This window comes from Terrisporobacter othiniensis, from assembly GCF_000808015.1.
Lineage (GTDB): Bacteria > Bacillota > Clostridia > Peptostreptococcales > Peptostreptococcaceae > Terrisporobacter > Terrisporobacter muris.
On sequence record NZ_JWHR01000164.1, the window covers coordinates 1 to 17,944 of the forward strand.

The following is a 17,944-nucleotide window of genomic DNA, read 5'->3' on the forward strand; positions in this document are numbered from 1 at the left end:
AATCAGTTATTGGGGAAATAACTGTATATTTATAATAACAAAATTCGACAAATTATGCAAGGATTTTTTGAAAAAAATTTATTTTTAATAGCTTTTTATTTATTAAAATAAGCACCTATCATATAATACGTATTTTATTGTATCTATTATGCTATCCTTAATATTAGAGAAGGTAATAACGACGCGGAGTGGAGCAGTTGGCAGCTCGTTGGGCTCATAACCCAAAGGTCATAGGTTCAAGTCCTATCTCCGCAACCAATATGTAAATATAAAGCTCTTATATCTTTTGGTATAAGAGCTTTTTTATTAGTAAGGATTTATCCTAAATAATAATGAGGATAAATTGTTGATTACATGAATTAAGTGAATTTTATGGAGGTATTATGAATAATAATAAAAAGATAGATACTGCACTTAAGTATAACAAGACATCTAAAATGAATAAGAATTTTATGTATCAAGATTTAAAAAGAAGTAATTGCTATAATTGCGATTTTTCAAAATCAAACTTCAACTTTACAAGTTTGAGAGGAGCTCATTTTAAATCTTGCAACTTTTACGGATGTACTTTTAAATATGCTGAGTTTGTAGGAAGTAATTTAAAAGGAAGTAGATTTGCAAAAGCTAAGTTTGAAGATACTATATTTGAAGGTGCAAAGTTGGAAAGTGTAGATTTTACTGGTGCAACTTTTAAAAATGTTATATTTGTAAATTGTGATTTAAGTAAAGCAATAAATCTTAATTATAAAGAAGATGAAGCAAGAATATACAATGAAATGCCAGGATTAGAAATAAGTGATGATTTAAAAAATGCCATAGAAAAAGCTATGGAAAATAATTGTGTGAAAAAATCAAGAACTCTTGATACAAAAGATGGAGGTATCAATACAATAAGTATAATGATACTTTTAGAAAAATTCAGAGAAAAAAGACTTATAGAAGGTTTAGGAATTTTAAGTGAAAAAGTTGATAGAGATTTCTGTACTTTAAGTTATATAATAAAAAGTTTACAAAGTTATAAAGATCAAGGGATTTTATAAGCTTATGTAAAAAGCCTTAGATTGTGAAAAATCTCAGGCTTTTTACATTTATAATAATTTTTTCACATAAGAATAATTCTCTGATTTATTATTTTTCAAGGTGGATGGTTTCATTGCTAATAGTAACACTTTCTATTTCATTTAAATCTAGCATTTTATTGAAATTACCATAAGTATGATATTTTAGCAAGGAAGAAGCACCACCTGATGTGAAAATATATTACTACTTTAATTTTTTATTAATAAATAGAAAATATTAATTAGACAACTCTATGGATATCTTTAATAAGTGCATATCTTCACTAGGAGTGGTTAATGCATCCAATAAGTTTTTCACATAAGAATAATTTCCAATTTTTAAATCATTATTATTTATATATGAAATCATTTTATTGTAAGTTAATTCTATATTGTTATACGATCCTTTATGGTATCCAATTAGATACTTACCAGCTTTTTTAATAAATAATTTGGAAGAAGGTATTTCTGTTTCACAATTAAATAAAAAATTCTCTGGTATAAAATTATAATTGTTATCTGTTTTTTCGATGCTTATTAAAGTAGATAGACGATCGTCTAAGCTATAATTATTAATAAATTGATTAAAGTTTTTTCTAACCATAAAAAATAAGTTCTCATTAGCATCATTTTTTAAAGATTTACTCAGAAAGAGCTTTTCTTCTTTTTCATATTCAATTTTTATTTCCTCACTATTTATGGAAGTTGCATAATTAATTTTTTCTATTCTTGATTTAAGCATATTTTGTAATTCTTTAATCCTCTTTATTTCTTCATCTAGTTCATCAATTCTATTTTCAAATAAATTTTTAACTTTTTTAGGGGTTCTATTATTTAAAAATAAACTGATATCATTTAAAGACATATTCATATCTTTCATTACAGAGATAAAGTAAAACAAACTTAATTGATCATAAGTATACATTCTATATCCGTTTTCATCACAAGAATCAGGTTTTAATATTCCAATATCGTTGTAATGATACAATGTATGTTTTGTGACATTACAGAGTTTAGCAAACTCTCCTGTAGTAAGTTTTTTTAAATTCATTTTCATCATTTTTAAATCTCCTATTGACTGTTGGGTTACCCTATACTATATTATACCAATATAATAAAGAATATATATAAATTTATAAGGAGTAATATTATGAGTAATAAAAGTATTGATTTAGGAAAAGGAAACATTGGCAAATTACTTTTTACATTGGCTATTCCTACTATAATAGGTCAATTAGTAAATCTATTGTATAATATTATCGATAGAATATTTATAGGTAAGATGGATAGTGGAGATTTAGCTATGGCAGGAGTTGGAGTTGCCATGCCAATAATACTATTAGTATCAGCTTTTGCAATGCTATTTGCAGCAGGAGGTGCACCATTAACTGCCATAGAAATGGGTAAACAAGATAATGAAAAAGCAGAAGAAATAATGAGCAACTGTTTTTCTATGCTTATATGTGGAGGTATTGTTTTAACAATAGTATTTCTTTTATTCAAAGAACCTATACTTTGGGCATTTGGAGCTAGTAATGCTACTATAGGATACGGTTTAGATTACTTATCTATATATCTAGTAGGTACAATATTTGTACAGATATCCTTGGGAATGAATTTATTTATAAATACTCAAGGATTTACTAAAATAGGTATGTTTACAGTTATCATAGGAGCTGCTATAAATATGGTGCTGGATCCAATATTAATATTTGGATTTAATATGGGGGTTAAAGGAGCAGCTTTAGCTACAATAATAGCACAAGGAGTATCTGCTATTTTTGTATTAAAATTCTTATTTGGTAAAAAAAGTATTCTTAAAATTAGAAAGAGATATCTGAAGATTAATAAAAAATTAGCGCTTTCCATAGTTGCTTTAGGAGTAGCACCGTTTATAATGCAAGCTACAGAATCTTTAGTACTAGTAAGTTTAAATAATCAATTATTAAAATACGGAGGAGATTTAGCAGTAGGGGCTATGACAATAATGAGTAGTGTTATGCAAGTTATAATGATGCCTCTAATGGGTCTTACTCAAGGGGCACAACCTATAATGAGTTATAACTTTGGAGCAAGAGAAATGACTAGGGTTAAAAAGACTTTTAAATTGTTATTTGTAATATGTTTATCATATTCTGCTTTAATGGTATTATCAATAATGATTTTCCCAGAAGTTTTTGTAAGCATATTTAATAATAAGCCAGAACTTGTTGAAATAACTTCATGGGCTATGAGAATTTATTTTGGAGGAATGTGCTTATTTGGAGCTCAAATAGCTTGTCAGCAAACTTTTTTAGCTTTAGGGCAAGCAAAGACATCGTTGATTATTGCCATGCTTAGAAAAATAGTACTATTAGTTCCATTAATATTCATTTTACCAATGTTTATTGAAGATGGGCTAACAGCTGTCTTATTAGCAGAACCAATTGCAGATATTATATCTATAATAATTACAGTAATCATATTTACAGTATTTTATAAGAAAACTTTTAATAATAACAAAGAAGAAAATCGCAATGAAGTTATAAATAATATATAAGTAGTAAAAAAGAACAAAGATAAAATAAATTATCTTTGTTCTTTTTTATTATATTCATATTTATCTATTCTTTTATCATAATTAATTAGTAAGACATATTTAAATAAATTCAAAAGCACAAAAAATGTAGTAGAATAAAGGTAAAAGTATTTTTAAGTGGAATTTTAAATATATAAAATAAAGTATATAAAGGTTAAAGCCTGTATTAATGAATAAAAATTAAATATTTATAATTTAATATAATGAATTTTAAAGATTATGTTGATATTATATTAAAATTTAATTAACATTATTAGATATGTACAGTTTTGGCTTATAATTTATACTATAGAAATCGTAATAAAAATTTTAGTATACATGAAATATGAGCGGGATTTATATGTCATGGGGGGATAGTTATGAAGAAGACATACAATATGGGAATAGATGTAGGATCAACAACAGTAAAAACTGTAATTTTATATGATGATATACCTATTTATAAGGAATATAGAAGACATTTTTCAGATGTTAAAAAAGCTGTTAAAGAAATACTACGAAATATTTATGAGAAATTAGGAGATATTTGTGTATCAGTAGTGGTGACAGGATCTGGAGGAATAGATATATCCAATCATCTAAATTTAAAATTTATTCAAGAGGTTATTTCATCAACAAAAGCGATAGAAACATTTCATCCAGAAGCAGATGTTGTAATAGAATTAGGTGGAGAAGATGCAAAGATAACATATTTAAGTGGTGGAATTGACCAAAGAATGAATGGAATATGTGCTGGCGGAACTGGTGCTTTTATAGACCAGATGGCGACACTTTTAAAAACAGATGCTGAGGGATTAAATGAAATGGCAAAGGATTATAATATTATATACCCTATTGCTTCAAGATGTGGTGTTTTTGCAAAAACAGATATCCAACCATTGATAAATGATGGTGCAAAAAAAGCAGATATAGCTATGAGCATATTTAATGCCGTTGTAGTTCAAACAGTAAGTGTATTATCTTGTGGAAGAAAAATAGAAGGAAAAGTTGCTTTTCTAGGAGGACCTTTATATTTTTTATCTCAGCTTAGAAAGGCATTCCAAAATGTATTAAAACTTGAGGATGAAGACATAATTTTTCCAGAAGACGCCCAATTATACATAGCTATGGGGGCAAGTTTATTGTCAAAAGATGAAGAGTTTTTAATGCTAAATGATTTATTAAATAGATTAGAAGCAATTGAGAATATTGATATTGGGGGAAATAAGGGCCTAGATTGTTTATTTAAAGACTATAATGAATACGAAGTGTTTGTACATGAACATGAAAAAAATTCCGTTGAAGAAGTAGATATTAATAAAATAAAAGGAAATGTTTATTTGGGAATAGATGCAGGTTCAACTACCACAAAGGCCACATTAATAGATGAACATGGAAATTTAGTATATTCTTATTACAGTAGTAATGAAGGTAGTCCTTTGGAGACTTCCATAAGAGTTTTAAAAGATATATATAAAGTTTTGCCAAAAGGAATGAAAATACTTTCTTCTTGTGTAACAGGATATGGAGAAGCATTACTTAAAAAAGCATTGAAAGTTGATTTTGGAGAAATAGAAACTATAGCTCATTATAAAGCAGCAAAATATTTTAATAATGATGTAGATTTTATTTTAGATATTGGTGGTCAAGATATGAAATGTCTTGAAATAAAAAATGGAGTAATAGATAGCATAATACTAAATGAAGCTTGTTCTTCAGGATGTGGGTCATTTTTAGAGACTTTTGCAAAATCCTTATCAATGACTATAGAAGAATTTGCCCATGTGGGAATATTCGCAAAAAATCCTGTGGACTTAGGTTCTAGATGTACAGTATTTATGAATTCAAAGGTAAAACAAGCACAAAAAGAAGGAGCTACCTTAGCTGATATATCTGCAGGACTTTCTTATTCAGTAATAAAAAATGCTTTATTTAAAGTTATAAAGATAAGGGATTTTAGCAGACTTGGAAATAATATAGTTGTGCAAGGTGGTACTTTTTATAATGATTTAGTACTTAGAGCTTTTGAAAAATTAACAGGAAGAGAAGTTATTAGACCTAATATTGCAGGTTTAATGGGGGCTTTTGGTTGTGCTTTAATAGCAAAAGCTAACTATAAGGAAAATTATGAAAGTCAATTATTAAATTTAGAGGGACTTAATAATATAAAACTTGATACTACAGTGAAAAGATGTAAAGGTTGTTCAAATAAATGCTTGCTTACAATAAATAAATTTTCTGAAGATGAAGTTTTTATATCAGGAAATAGATGTGAAAATGGAGCTTTTTTAAATGGAGATAAAAGTATAAAAAAACATAAAGAAAATCCTATTAACTTATTCAAATTTAAGTATGATAGATTATTCAAGTATTATAAACCTCTAAGTAAAGAAGAAGCGAAGAGGGGAGAAATTGGAATACCTAGAGTTTTAAATATGTATGAAGATTACCCATTTTGGTATACATTTTTTACGTCTTTAGGATTTAGGGTATTATTATCAGAAAGATCATCAAAAAAATTATATGAAAAAGGAATAGATTCCATAGCTTCTGAAACAGTATGCTATCCTGGAAAAATGGTTCATGGTCACATTCAAAGTTTAATTGATAGAGGAATAAAAACTATTTTTTATCCGGCAGTTACTCACGAATATAAAGAGGATGAAACAGCAGATAACAACTACAATTGTCCTGTAGTAATATCTTACTCTGAAGTTATAAAAAATAATTTAGAAGATTTAAGAACAAAAAATATTCATTATATTAATCCTTTTTTAAGTTTAAATAATAAAGAAAGATTAAAACGTAGGTTATATGAAGTTCTTAAAGAAAACTTTAAGGATATTACAAAGTCAGAGGTATTTAAGGCCGTAGATGAAGCTACAAATGAAGAAAATAATTTTAAAAGTGAAGTAAGAAAAGCAGGAGAAGATGCACTAAAACATATAAATAAAAATAACTTAAAAGGAATTATTTTGGCAGGTAGACCTTATCATCTAGATCCAGAAATCAACCATGGAATACCAGAGTTAATCAACTCCTTAGACATGGCTGTACTTACAGAAGATAGTGTTTGCCACCTTGCTAATCTAGATAGACCTCTTCGTGTAGTTGACCAATGGGTATACCACTCTAGATTATATAAGGCAGCATCATTTGTAAGAAATTTTGATAATCTAGAATTAGTTCAGTTAAACTCTTTTGGCTGTGGTATAGATGCAGTAACTACAGAACAAGTGGAAGAAATTTTAAGTGAAAAATCAAAAATTTACACTGTTATAAAGATAGATGAAGGAAATAACTTGGGAGCAGCAAAAATAAGATTAAGATCACTAAAAGCAGCCATGAAAGAAAGAGAAGAAAATAACATAAAGGCAGAGAATATAGAAGTTAAGAAAATTCCTTATGTTAAAAATACAAAACTTAATATAAAGCACACTTTACTTGCACCACAAATGTCTCCAATACATTTTCAGTTTGTACAAGAAGCTTTTAACTCTTCTGGTTGGAATGTTGTAATACTACAAGATACTAATAGAGAAGTTATAGAAGAAGGACTAAAATATGTACATAATGATGCATGTTATCCAGCAATAATAGTAATAGGTCAGTTAATAAAAGCTTTAAAATCAGGAGAATACGATTTAAAAAATACTTCTGTAGTTATTACACAAACGGGTGGAGGATGTAGAGCTACCAACTATATTGGTTTCTTAAGAAAAGGACTATATGAGGCAGGTTTTAAGGATATACCAGTAATATCACTGAGTGTAAACAACATAGAAGACAATGGAATTAAGGACAATATATCATTAAAACTACTTCATAAGGCTATCATGAGTGCCGTCTATGGAGATTTACTAATGAAGGTGGTTTATAGAGTAAGACCTTATGAAGCCATAAAAGGTAGTACAAACAAACTTTATGATGAATGGGTAATTAAATGTAAGGAGTCTGTGAGAAATGGAAGTTTCTCAGAGTTTAAAAATAATATAAGAAATATAGTCAAAGATTTTGATAATTTAGAAATACTAGATATTGTAAAGCCTCGTGTGGGGTTAGTTGGAGAAATTTTAGTTAAGTTTCATCCAACAGCAAATAATAATGTGGTAGATATATTAGAAAAAGAAGGAGCAGAGGCAGTAATGCCAGAACTTATTAACTTTTTTACTGCTTGGTCTATAAATACCCTTTATAAGAGTAAGTATCTAGAAGGAAGCAAAAAATCAATTATAGGTGCAAAATTGTTTATAAGAATTGCAAATTTATATCAAAAAACTTATATAAAAGCATTAAAAGAAAGTAAAAGATTTTCTCCTCCAAATGATATTAGAGACTTGGCTAAAAAGGCTTCTGAAGTAGTGTCTATTGGAAATCAGACAGGAGAAGGTTGGTTATTAACAGGAGAAATGATAGAACTAATTGAAGATGGGGTGAAAAATGTAATCTGTATGCAACCTTTTGGGTGTTTACCAAATCATATAATTGGGAAGGGTTCTATTAAGGAGTTAAAACGAAGATATAAAGATGCCAATATAATTCCTGTAGATTATGACCCATCCGCCAGTGAAGTAAATCAAATTAATAGAATAAAGTTAATGTTATCAAAGGCATTTAAGACAATGAACAATAGTGAAAGGGCTTATATAAATATTAATGATTATAAAGTTAAAGAACATGATGAAAATAAAAAGGAATGTTTAGTTAAATGCTAAGTATATAGAACAGATTAGAGCTATTTCTAGTCTGTTCTTGTATATAAAATAGAATTTTATCAACAATGGATATATTTATTATGATATAATAAAATTCAATATATAAGAAAAGGTGGAGTAGTTATGAAATCACTTAAAGATGCTATATCTTTAGATTATTTGGATTACGATGTAAGCGAAGATATTAGTATCCATGAAGGAAGATTTTGTGTTTACTTATATAACAAAAAATATAAATGCTACGGAAAAGTATTTTATAAAATGACCACTCCCATGTCTATAAATTTTAAAGGAAAAGTTTTATCAAGAAAAGATTATGATGTAGATATAACACTAGATTATGATAATGCTATATTAGAGGTTTATGGATATAAGCCAATCAATGTAACCGTAACAGTATCAAATGATTTAATATTAGAAGGATATATTAATGACGGGTATATTAAGTCTAAAAATTATTTTGTTGATAGTATAGATTTTTACATAGTAAATCTTGATAGATATTCAGGCAAGCTTATAATGCACGAGGATAAATTATTTGCTGGGAGAATGGAATTTAATATAGGCGATTTAGAGATAACCATTGATAAAAGGTATGATTTTACAAAGGAATTAAATCGTAATCTAAAAGATAAATCTGGTACTATAATTACTCATATCGGAAGAATGAAAAAGAAAGATGGAAGTTTATTTAAGACAAATAATATAAACGATGTGTTGGATAATATATCTATGGCACTTAGTTTTATGTGCGGTAGATATGTGGATATATGCATAGTTAAAGGATATGAGCTAAACAATAACATATTTAGATTATGTAGAGAGTGCATAGTAAGTCCTTTTAGATTTGTACCTAACTGGAAGGATACCATAGCGAATAATCATAATATAGAAAAATATATGACTTTAATGTGCAAAAGATTAAATGATATATACTATGGTCATGCTATCAAACAAGTTATTGATTGGTATATAGAAACATTGGGTAATACTACAATAGAAAACAATATCATATCCATGCAAATTGCACTTGAAACTTTATCATATGTGGTTTTAGTTGAGCAACAAAAGATTTTAAGTGATGAGGAATTTGATGAAAATTTATCATCAACAAATATTAGAATCTTACTAAACAGTTGTAAAATTCCTATTGGAAAGGAAGAGCTTTATTTATTTGATGAATATATTCAAAATAAATTTTTAGATGGTGTAGATTTAATTATATACTTTAGAAATAAAATAGTTCATCCAAGTAGAAAAAGAAATAGAGCAACTCTTCATGTGGAAGATATGTGGAATATAATTCAAATTGCCATAAGATATGTTGAATTAGTTATATTACATCTAATAAACTACAAAGGTGAGTACTCCAATAGATTAAAAGAAAGATCTTATGGAGAAGTGGAATTGGTACCATGGAATTTCTTGAGCAACGGAGTTGACTGAAGCGGAGCGAAGGCATCTCGTTGGCGACATGAACGAAGTGAATTTTTATAAAGAGTGATGGAAAGGAATTGAAATATGAAGTTTTATGGATACAAAAAATGCTCTACAGCAAACAAAGCTAAAAAATGGCTTAAAGATAATAATATAAATTTTGAAGAAATAGATTTAATTGATACACCACCGACAAAAGAAGAAATGAAAAAGATTTATGAAGAAAGTGGACATGAATTAAAAAAATTTTTCAATACAAGTGGTGTTAGATATAGAGAACTAGGTCTTAAAGAAGTATTAAAAACAGCAAGTGAAGATGAAATGCTTGAGTTATTGTCTAGTGATGGAAAATTGATAAAAAGACCATTATTAGTAGATAGCAAAAAGGTTCTAATTGGTTTTAAAGAAAATGAATATAAAGAAAATTTATTATAACAAATAATCTCCTTTGATTAATTTCAAAGGAGATTATTTGTAAGTGGAAAGGGGAGAGGGTGTTGACTAATAAAGACTTAATAGAAAAATTAAATGGGGAAAAGAAACTATATATTCATGAATGGGAACAATTACTTAGTGCATATACAGAAGCTGATAAAGATTATGCAGCAAAATTAGCGAGAGAGATATCGAATAAAAACTTTGGCAATAAAATATTTTTTCGTGGAATAATTGAATTTACTAATCATTGTAAAAATAATTGTAACTATTGTGGCATAAGAAGAGGTAATAAATGTGCTTCTAGATATAGACTTTCAAAAGAGGATATATTACTTTGTTGTGAAGAAGGTTATAAATATGGATATAGGACCTTTGTTTTACAAGGAGGAGAAGACCCGTTTTATGATGATGAGCTCATGTTGGACATAATAAAAGAAATACATGAAAATTATCCTGATTGTGCTATAACACTTTCTATTGGAGAAAAAAGTAAGGATTCATATGAAAAATTTTTTGAAGCTGGAGCAAATAGATATTTATTACGTCATGAAACAGCAGATAAAGAGCACTATAATAAGCTTCATACATCGGAACTTTCGTGGGAGCATAGAATAAAATGTTTAGAAGAACTAAAAGAGATCGGATATCAAACAGGATGTGGATTAATGGTAGGTTCTCCATATCAAACTATTAATCATTTAGCTAAAGATATGGTATTTATAGGTGAATTTGAACCTGAAATGATAGGTATAGGACCTTTTATACCTCATAAAGATACACCATTTAAAGAATTTCCAGCAGGTAGTGTGGATACAACCTTATTTTTATTAAGTTTATGCCGCATTATGCTACCAAATGCACTTTTGCCAGCTACAACAGCATTAGGAACAGTTAGTGGTGAAGGTAAACAATTAGGGGTAATGGCTGGGGCGAATGTAGTTATGCCTAATTTATCTCCACTTTCAGTTAGAAAAAAATATATGTTATATGATAATAAAGCAATTAATGATGATGATGCAGGAGAAAATCTAAATATATTGAAAGAAAATATGAAAAAAATTGGTTATGAAGTTGTTATAAATAAGGGTGATTTTAAAAAGGTTGAATATGGACAACAATAAGTAAAAAGATGCAGACTATAAAAAGTTTGCATCTTTTTTTGTTGATACTTGACATGGTATAACAAAAGAGTTAATATATGTATATAATATATATACACAGTTATAAACGATTATAAACACTTATATACATAAATGATATGTGGAAGGAGGCAAAATAGTTGAATATAATTATAAGTAACTCTTCGGCAGTACCTCTTTATGAACAAATTCAAAATCAAATAAAATCACAAATTTTAAGTGGAGATTTATCTAGTGAGGAATTACTACCATCAATAAGATCTTTAGCTAAAGAACTTAAGGTAAGCATAATAACTACGAAAAGGGCATATGAAGAGTTGGAGAAGGAAGGCTACATAATAACTGTTGCAGGTAAGGGCAGCTATGTATGTAGTCAAAGTACAGAAAGATTAAAAGAAGCAGCTCTCTTTGAAATGGAGAGCAAGTTGGAGGAAATAATTCTAGTAGCTAAGAAGATGGGAATAGCTCAAGGTGAGTTTATAGAAATTATTAAAAGTATTTATGAGGAGGTTTAAAAAATGAATGCAATTGAAATTAAAAATTTAAGAAAAGATTTTGATAGTTTTTCTTTAAAAATAGAAGATTTGAAAATTCCAGAAGGTTTTGTAACAGGCTTTATTGGTCCAAATGGATCTGGTAAAACAACTACAATAAAATTAATATTAAATATGTTAAGTAAAGATAGTGGAAGCATTAAATTGTTTGGAAAAGAATATAAAAATGATGAGTTATCATTAAAAGAGTACTTAGGAGTAGTAGGAGAATTTAATGGTTATTTGCAAGAATCAAAGTTAAGTAGAATAAAAAGTTCTCTTTGTATGTTTTATAAAAATTGGGATGAAAAACTTTATAAAAGATACATGGAAGAATTTAGATTAAATGAAAACAAGGTTTACAAAGAATTATCTAAAGGTCAACAAAAGAAATTTGAAATAGTAATGACACTGTCTCATCATCCTAAAATAATAATAATGGATGAGCCTACAGCAAATCTTGACCCTTTAGTAAGAAATGAAGTGCTAGAAATGTTACAAGAAAGAATTGAAAAAGACAATGCCACAGTATTTTTCTCAACACATATAACTAGTGATTTAGATAAAATAGGAGATTATTTAGTTTTTATTTATAAAGGTGAAATTTTCTTGGATGGTGACAAAGATAGTATCTTACAAAATCATGTTATAGTAAAAGGGAAAAATGAATTATTACAAAAGGATACAGAAAATGTATTTATATCAGTAAATAAGACTAGCTTTGGATTTGAAGGCTTAGTGAAAAATAAAGAAAAAGCTTATGAATTATTTGGCGAAGAAGTAGTTTATGATAAACCTAATTTAGAAGATATATTAACTTATTATACAAGGGGGAATAAGTAATGAGAAATATAATGAATTTAGTAAATTTAAGTTTTAATAATTTTCTTTCAATAAAGAAGATGGCCTTATTTATTATGGTTGTTTTTGGAGTTGCATCTTTAGTTAATCCTGGTTTTTCATCAATGCTAGTGGGAATGATAACTTATGTTATAGCATATCAAACAATGGCGTATGAAGATTCATATGGAATAGATCACATGATTGCTCACTTACCAGTAACAAAAAATGAATATGTTATATCTAGATATATTTTTGGTATAATAACTATTGTTGGAGCAGGTATATTATGTTCTTTAATATTTTTTATATCTAAAAAAATGAATTTAGTTGATTTAACAGGAATTGATTATAAAATAATTTTATATATGGGTATAATAAGTGCGGTGGTTTTAATATCAATTTTAATTCCTGTATTATTATATTTCGGAATGAAAAAAGGTAGAATGGCAATAATACTTATATTTATGGTTATAGTAATGATACCGTCTTTAGTTATTAATGATATTGAAACAGCTATGAATATATTAAATAAATTAAGTGAAATGAATATTAATCTTCTTAGCGGAGTGTTAACGATAGTAATATTGCTTATATCATACTTTATAACTAGATTTTTATATGAAAAAAAAGAAATAATTTAATATGAAAATAGCATGATAAACTTGTTAACAAATTTATCATGCTATTTTTTATATAACAAATTATTAATTTAAGCAACTTTATTATCATCATCTTCATCTGATTGTTTTTGTGCTATAGAGTAAAGAGGTAGTCCGATTAAAGTAATAAGGACGCCGCCTAAAGAAATTACAGTATTTTCTATACCTGCAAATAATAATTGATTAATTACAACAAATAATCCACCAGCTATAGCTATTAGCGGTACAACTGGATATAATGGAACTTTATATGGCCTATTTAATTCTGGTTGTCTATTTCTAAGTAAAATAACACCTATAAATGTTAGTACATAGAAAGACCAAATTGCAAACATGGATAAATCAGTTAATAAGTTAAACTGTCCAGAAAGTGCATAAAGGGCAGATAAGACACCTATTACTATTGTTGCATTTCCAGGGACACCACTATTATTCAATGAACCATAGTATTTATATCCAGGTATAGATTTTTGCTGACCTAAAGTATAAAGAATTCTAGGGCCAGTTAATAAGTAGCCGTTAATACAACCAAATACAGAAATAAGAATTCCTGCAGTTATAATTTTACCACCCATAGGTCCAAATATAACTTCCGCTACTGCAGAAGCTGGAGAAGCATAATTTGCTAATTCATTTGCTGGTAATACCCATAAGTAAGCTAAGTTTATTACTATATAAACAACCATAACAAAGGATAAACCACCAACTATTGCCCTTGGTAAATCTTTTCCTGGATTTTTCATTTCACCAGCTATGGCACCAACATTAATCCATCCATCATAAGCAAATAAGATAGCAATTAATAATTGGCCTATAACAGAGCCTGTAGACACACCAGGACCTACTAAAGGAGAAGTTATAGGATTGTCACCACCACCCTTTATAAAACCAAAAATAATTATTAATATAAGAGGGATTAATTTACATATTGTAGCAATCGTTTGGATAAGGCCAGTAGTTTTAGAACTTAGAGTATTTAAAATACTAATAAGCAAAATTACGCCTAAAGTTATGGGAACTACTAAACTTTCGTTTCCAATAAGACCTGCACTTTGGCTACCAAACATAACTGCAAGAGCGGCAATAGTTGCAGGAAAAAATAAAACAGATTGCATCCATCCTGTTAAAACACCAAATTTTTTACCGTAAATTTCTTCGATGTAAACCATCATACCACCAGTTTTTGGTATGGCAGCAGAAATTTCTGCTGCAGTTAATCCAGCAGCTATTGTTATAACTCCAGCTACAACCCAGGCTATCATTCCAAGTCCAGGTGCTCCTCCAGTTAAGGTATAAACTGCTTGAGGTTTGAAAAATACACCACCACCAATAACCATACCTACAACAGTAGATAAAGCGGCAGCAAGACCTAAATTTTTTTGTAATTTTTGACTCATAATTTAAATTTCCTTTCAAAAAATTATCTAAATAAAAAATTATAAATTCAACTACATAAAGACGATTTGTAGTATTATTAATTACAAGGGAATCTAACCTTGAATTATATATTAATATTTGTAAAAGGAAATTTTTTATGTATTTATCAAAAATTTAAATTTATATACTAAAAAAGCTCCTCCAAAGATTATGAAGAAGCTCTTAGATTTTATTATGCTATTTTGTCTAAGTCATTATGGTTTTCTTCTTTTGCAGCTTGCTTTTGAGCTATGCTGTAAAGAGGTAAACCTATTAAAGTAACTACAACTCCACCTAAAGATACTAATGTATTAGTCATACCAGCGAATAATAATTGATTTAATACAACGAATAATCCACCAGCTATTGCTATTAATGGTATTATTGGATACATAGGAACTTTGTATGGTCTGTGTAAGTCTGGTTGTTTCTTTCTAAGTATTATAACACCTATGAAAGTTAAAACGTAGAATGACCATACAGCAAACATTGATAAGTCACTTAATAAGTTGAATTGTCCAGATAATGCATATAATGAAGATAATACACCCATTATTAATGTAGCATTAGCAGGAACATCATTTCTATTTAAAGCACCTACTGTTTTGTATCCTGGTATAGATTTTTGTTGTCCTAAAGTATATAAAACTCTTGGTCCAGTCAATAAATAACCATTTATACATCCGAATACTGATATTAATATACCTACAGTAACAACTTTACCACCCATATCACCAAATATTACAGTTGCAACAGCAGAAGCTGGGTTAGCAAATTGAGCTATTTCGTTAGCTGGTAATACCCATAAATAAGCTAAGTTTATTGCTATATAAACAGCCATAGTTATTGATAAACCACCAACTATTGCCTTTGGTAAATCTTTTCCTGGATTTTTCATTTCACCAGCTATGGCACCAACATTAATCCATCCATCATAAGCAAATAATATTGCTATTAAAACTTGTCCGATTACAGACATTGGAGATAAACCTTCAGCAACTATTGGAGTAGTTATTGGGTTAGCTCCACTTCCTTTAATGAAACCAAATACTATTATTATAACTAGTGGAACTAATTTAGCAACTGTAGCTACAGTTTGTATTATACCTGAAGTTTTAGAACCAAAAGTATTTAAAACACTTATGAATAATACTGTACAAATAGTTATTGGTATAATAAGGTTTTCGTTTAAACCAAGTAATAAAACAGTTTGGTTACCAAACATAACAGCTATTGCAGCTATTGTTGCAGGGAAGAATAAAACTGATTGCATCCAACCTGTTAACATTCCTAATTTTTTTCCGTATATTTCTTCAATGTAAACCATCATACCGCCAGTTTTAGGTATTGCAGCTGAAACTTCTGCAGCAGTTAAACCAGCAGTTATTGTAAGTATACCAGCAATAACCCAAGCTAAAATACCAAGACCTGGTGCTCCTCCTGTTAATGTATAAACCGCTTGTGGTTTAAAGAATACTCCACCACCGATTACCATACCTATAACTGTAGATAATGCAGCAGCAAGTCCTAAGTTTTTTTGTAATTTTTGACTCATAATTACGATTTCCTTTCCAATATTAATTTTTAAGTAAGTTGATTATTTTTGCTTTTTCTTGAAAAGCTTATCCGTAAATAATACTTTCTTATTATATAATTTTATAACTAAGATAACAATACTTTTTTTTTACATATAATAAAAATTTTTTTAAGTGGCTATAAATTTTTTATTATGTAAAAAAATGTAATAACAAGAGGGTGTTTTATTTTCGCTATACTTAATATTTGTAAAAGGATTTATTTTATGTATTTATATAATAATAAGTACTTGGGTAATATTTAAATATAGATTTAAATATTATTATAGAATGTGCATACATATTATATTTATTGTAAAAAAAAAATTGTGATTATATAATAAAATTATGTAAAAAGACTTGAGGAGGTAAAGATGATAATCAAATCAGGAGTTTGGGCTGAAATTAACTTAAATAATATAGGTGATAATTTAAATGAAATAAAAAATAGTTTGAAAGAAAAAATAAAAGTATGTTGTGTGGTAAAAGCCAATGCCTATGGCTGTGGAGCAGTTGAAATTTCAAAATACTTAGAAGATAAGAATATAGATTTTTTTGCAGTTGCTAGAGTGGAAGAAGGATTAGAACTTAGAAATAATAATATTAGATTACCTATTTTATGTTTAGGATATACAGATATATCTATGATAAAAGATGCCATAGAGAAAGAAATTTCTATTACAGTATATAATTTGGAATACGCTAAAAAGGTAGATGAAATAGCTAAACAAGCAAATAAAATAGCTAAAATACACATAAAGATTGATACAGGAATGAGTAGACTTGGATTCTTAGCAGAGGAGTCTATAGAACCAATTGAAGAAATAAATAAGCTAGAAAACATATATATAGAAGGGATCTTTACTCATTTTGCAAAGGCAGATGAAGAAGATAAGACAACTACTTTAATTCAATTAAATAAATATAAAAAAGTAATTGAAAAGCTAAATAATCTACATATAGATATACCTATAAAACATGTGGCTAATAGTGCAGCAACCATAGATTTAAATGAAGATCTATTTAATATGGTAAGAGTAGGTATCATATTATATGGATATTATCCTTCAGATGAAGTTAATAAAGAAATAAGATTAAAGCCTTGTTTGAAACTAAAGTCATCTGTTACCAATGTAAAAGTGTTAGATGAAAATGTGGGTATTAGCTATGGTCATGTTTATAAAACAAGTGAAAAGTGTAAGATTGTCACAATCTCTATAGGATACGCAGATGGATTTAATAGAATTCAACATAATCCTAAAGTTTTTATAAAAGGAGAAATATTGGAGGTTGTGGGGAGAGTGTGTATGGACCAATGTATGGTGAAAGCTCCTTTATCCATGAATATAGAAATAGGTGATGAAGTTATAATTATGGACAATGATATAAGAGAGATTAGCGTAGAAGAAAATGCGAAAAGAAATGATACTATTAATTATGAAGTTTTATGTATGATTAATAGAAGAGTTACAAGAGTATATAAAGACAATAATAAAACTTATAGTATTAATTATTTATTAAATTAAAAACTTGACTTACTTATTTTAAATTTGATTTATTAAAAATGTTTATATA

13 protein-coding genes and 1 tRNA gene are annotated in these 17,944 nt (G+C 28.0%); 11 read left to right on the plus strand and 3 right to left on the minus strand.

The annotated features are described in order from the left end of the window. Nucleotides 1–182: 182 nt before the first annotated feature. Together QX51_RS18915 and QX51_RS18920 are read left to right on the plus strand one after the other, a co-directional pair. Nucleotides 183–258, plus strand: a tRNA-Met gene (locus QX51_RS18915). 125 nt (nt 259–383) lie between these two features. Next, nucleotides 384–1,040: a pentapeptide repeat-containing protein gene (locus QX51_RS18920; protein ID WP_039681450.1), complete on the plus strand. Its 657-nt coding sequence runs from the start codon at nt 384–386 to the stop codon at nt 1,038–1,040. A 256-nt stretch (nt 1,041–1,296) separates the two neighbouring features. Here the strand turns inward: QX51_RS18920 and QX51_RS18925 are convergent, their stop codons facing one another. After that, the gene (locus QX51_RS18925; RefSeq protein WP_039681451.1) at nt 1,297–2,118 is read right to left on the minus strand and encodes a MerR family transcriptional regulator; all 822 of its coding nucleotides are present in this window, start codon (nt 2,116–2,118) and stop codon (nt 1,297–1,299) included. 90 nt (nt 2,119–2,208) lie between these two features. Here QX51_RS18925 and QX51_RS18930 point away from each other — a divergent pair, with 90 nt between their 5' ends. The 8 genes from QX51_RS18930 (at nt 2,209) to QX51_RS18965 (ending at nt 13,361) form a co-directional block, all read left to right on the plus strand. Next, complete coding sequence (locus QX51_RS18930; RefSeq protein WP_039681452.1) at nt 2,209–3,597, plus strand: MATE family efflux transporter; 1,389 nt, start codon at nt 2,209–2,211, stop codon at nt 3,595–3,597. A gap of 398 nt (nt 3,598–3,995) precedes the next feature. After that, the gene (locus QX51_RS18935) at nt 3,996–8,330 is read left to right on the plus strand and encodes a 2-hydroxyacyl-CoA dehydratase (protein WP_039681453.1); all 4,335 of its coding nucleotides are present in this window, start codon (nt 3,996–3,998) and stop codon (nt 8,328–8,330) included. A 123-nt stretch (nt 8,331–8,453) separates the two neighbouring features. After that, the gene (locus tag QX51_RS18940) at nt 8,454–9,776 is read left to right on the plus strand and encodes a YopA family protein (RefSeq protein WP_039681454.1); all 1,323 of its coding nucleotides are present in this window, start codon (nt 8,454–8,456) and stop codon (nt 9,774–9,776) included. A gap of 75 nt (nt 9,777–9,851) precedes the next feature. After that, nucleotides 9,852–10,202, plus strand: a complete 351-nt coding sequence (locus tag QX51_RS18945; RefSeq protein ID WP_039681455.1) for an arsenate reductase family protein — start codon at nt 9,852–9,854, stop codon at nt 10,200–10,202. A gap of 62 nt (nt 10,203–10,264) precedes the next feature. After that, complete coding sequence (gene hydE, locus QX51_RS18950) at nt 10,265–11,326, plus strand: [FeFe] hydrogenase H-cluster radical SAM maturase HydE (RefSeq protein WP_039681456.1); 1,062 nt, start codon at nt 10,265–10,267, stop codon at nt 11,324–11,326. A gap of 158 nt (nt 11,327–11,484) precedes the next feature. Then, nucleotides 11,485–11,859 carry a GntR family transcriptional regulator gene (locus tag QX51_RS18955; RefSeq protein ID WP_039681457.1) on the plus strand — a complete coding sequence of 125 codons (375 nt, stop codon included), beginning with the start codon at nt 11,485–11,487 and terminating at the stop codon, nt 11,857–11,859. A gap of 3 nt (nt 11,860–11,862) precedes the next feature. Next, nucleotides 11,863–12,720 carry an ABC transporter ATP-binding protein gene (locus QX51_RS18960; RefSeq protein WP_039681458.1) on the plus strand — a complete coding sequence of 286 codons (858 nt, stop codon included), beginning with the start codon at nt 11,863–11,865 and terminating at the stop codon, nt 12,718–12,720. Continuing rightward, entirely contained in the window at nt 12,720–13,361 is a 642-nt protein-coding gene (locus tag QX51_RS18965; protein WP_039681459.1) for an ABC-2 transporter permease, read from the plus strand. The genes QX51_RS18960 and QX51_RS18965 overlap by 1 nt, the downstream gene beginning before the upstream one ends. A gap of 68 nt (nt 13,362–13,429) precedes the next feature. On the opposite strand, the gene QX51_RS18970 is transcribed toward QX51_RS18965, so the two are convergent. Together QX51_RS18970 and QX51_RS18975 are read right to left on the minus strand one after the other, a co-directional pair. Continuing rightward, nucleotides 13,430–14,776 (minus strand): APC family permease, encoded by a 1,347-nt coding sequence (locus QX51_RS18970; protein WP_039681460.1) that lies wholly within the window; start codon nt 14,774–14,776, stop codon nt 13,430–13,432. 212 nt (nt 14,777–14,988) lie between these two features. Continuing rightward, nucleotides 14,989–16,350, minus strand: coding sequence for an APC family permease (locus QX51_RS18975; protein WP_039681461.1), 1,362 nt, complete (start codon nt 16,348–16,350; stop codon nt 14,989–14,991). Between the two features lie 393 nt (nt 16,351–16,743). On the opposite strand from QX51_RS18975, the gene alr reads away from it, so the two are divergent. Further along, nucleotides 16,744–17,895, plus strand: coding sequence for an alanine racemase (gene alr, locus QX51_RS18980; RefSeq protein WP_039681462.1), 1,152 nt, complete (start codon nt 16,744–16,746; stop codon nt 17,893–17,895). Nucleotides 17,896–17,944 lie beyond the last annotated feature (49 nt).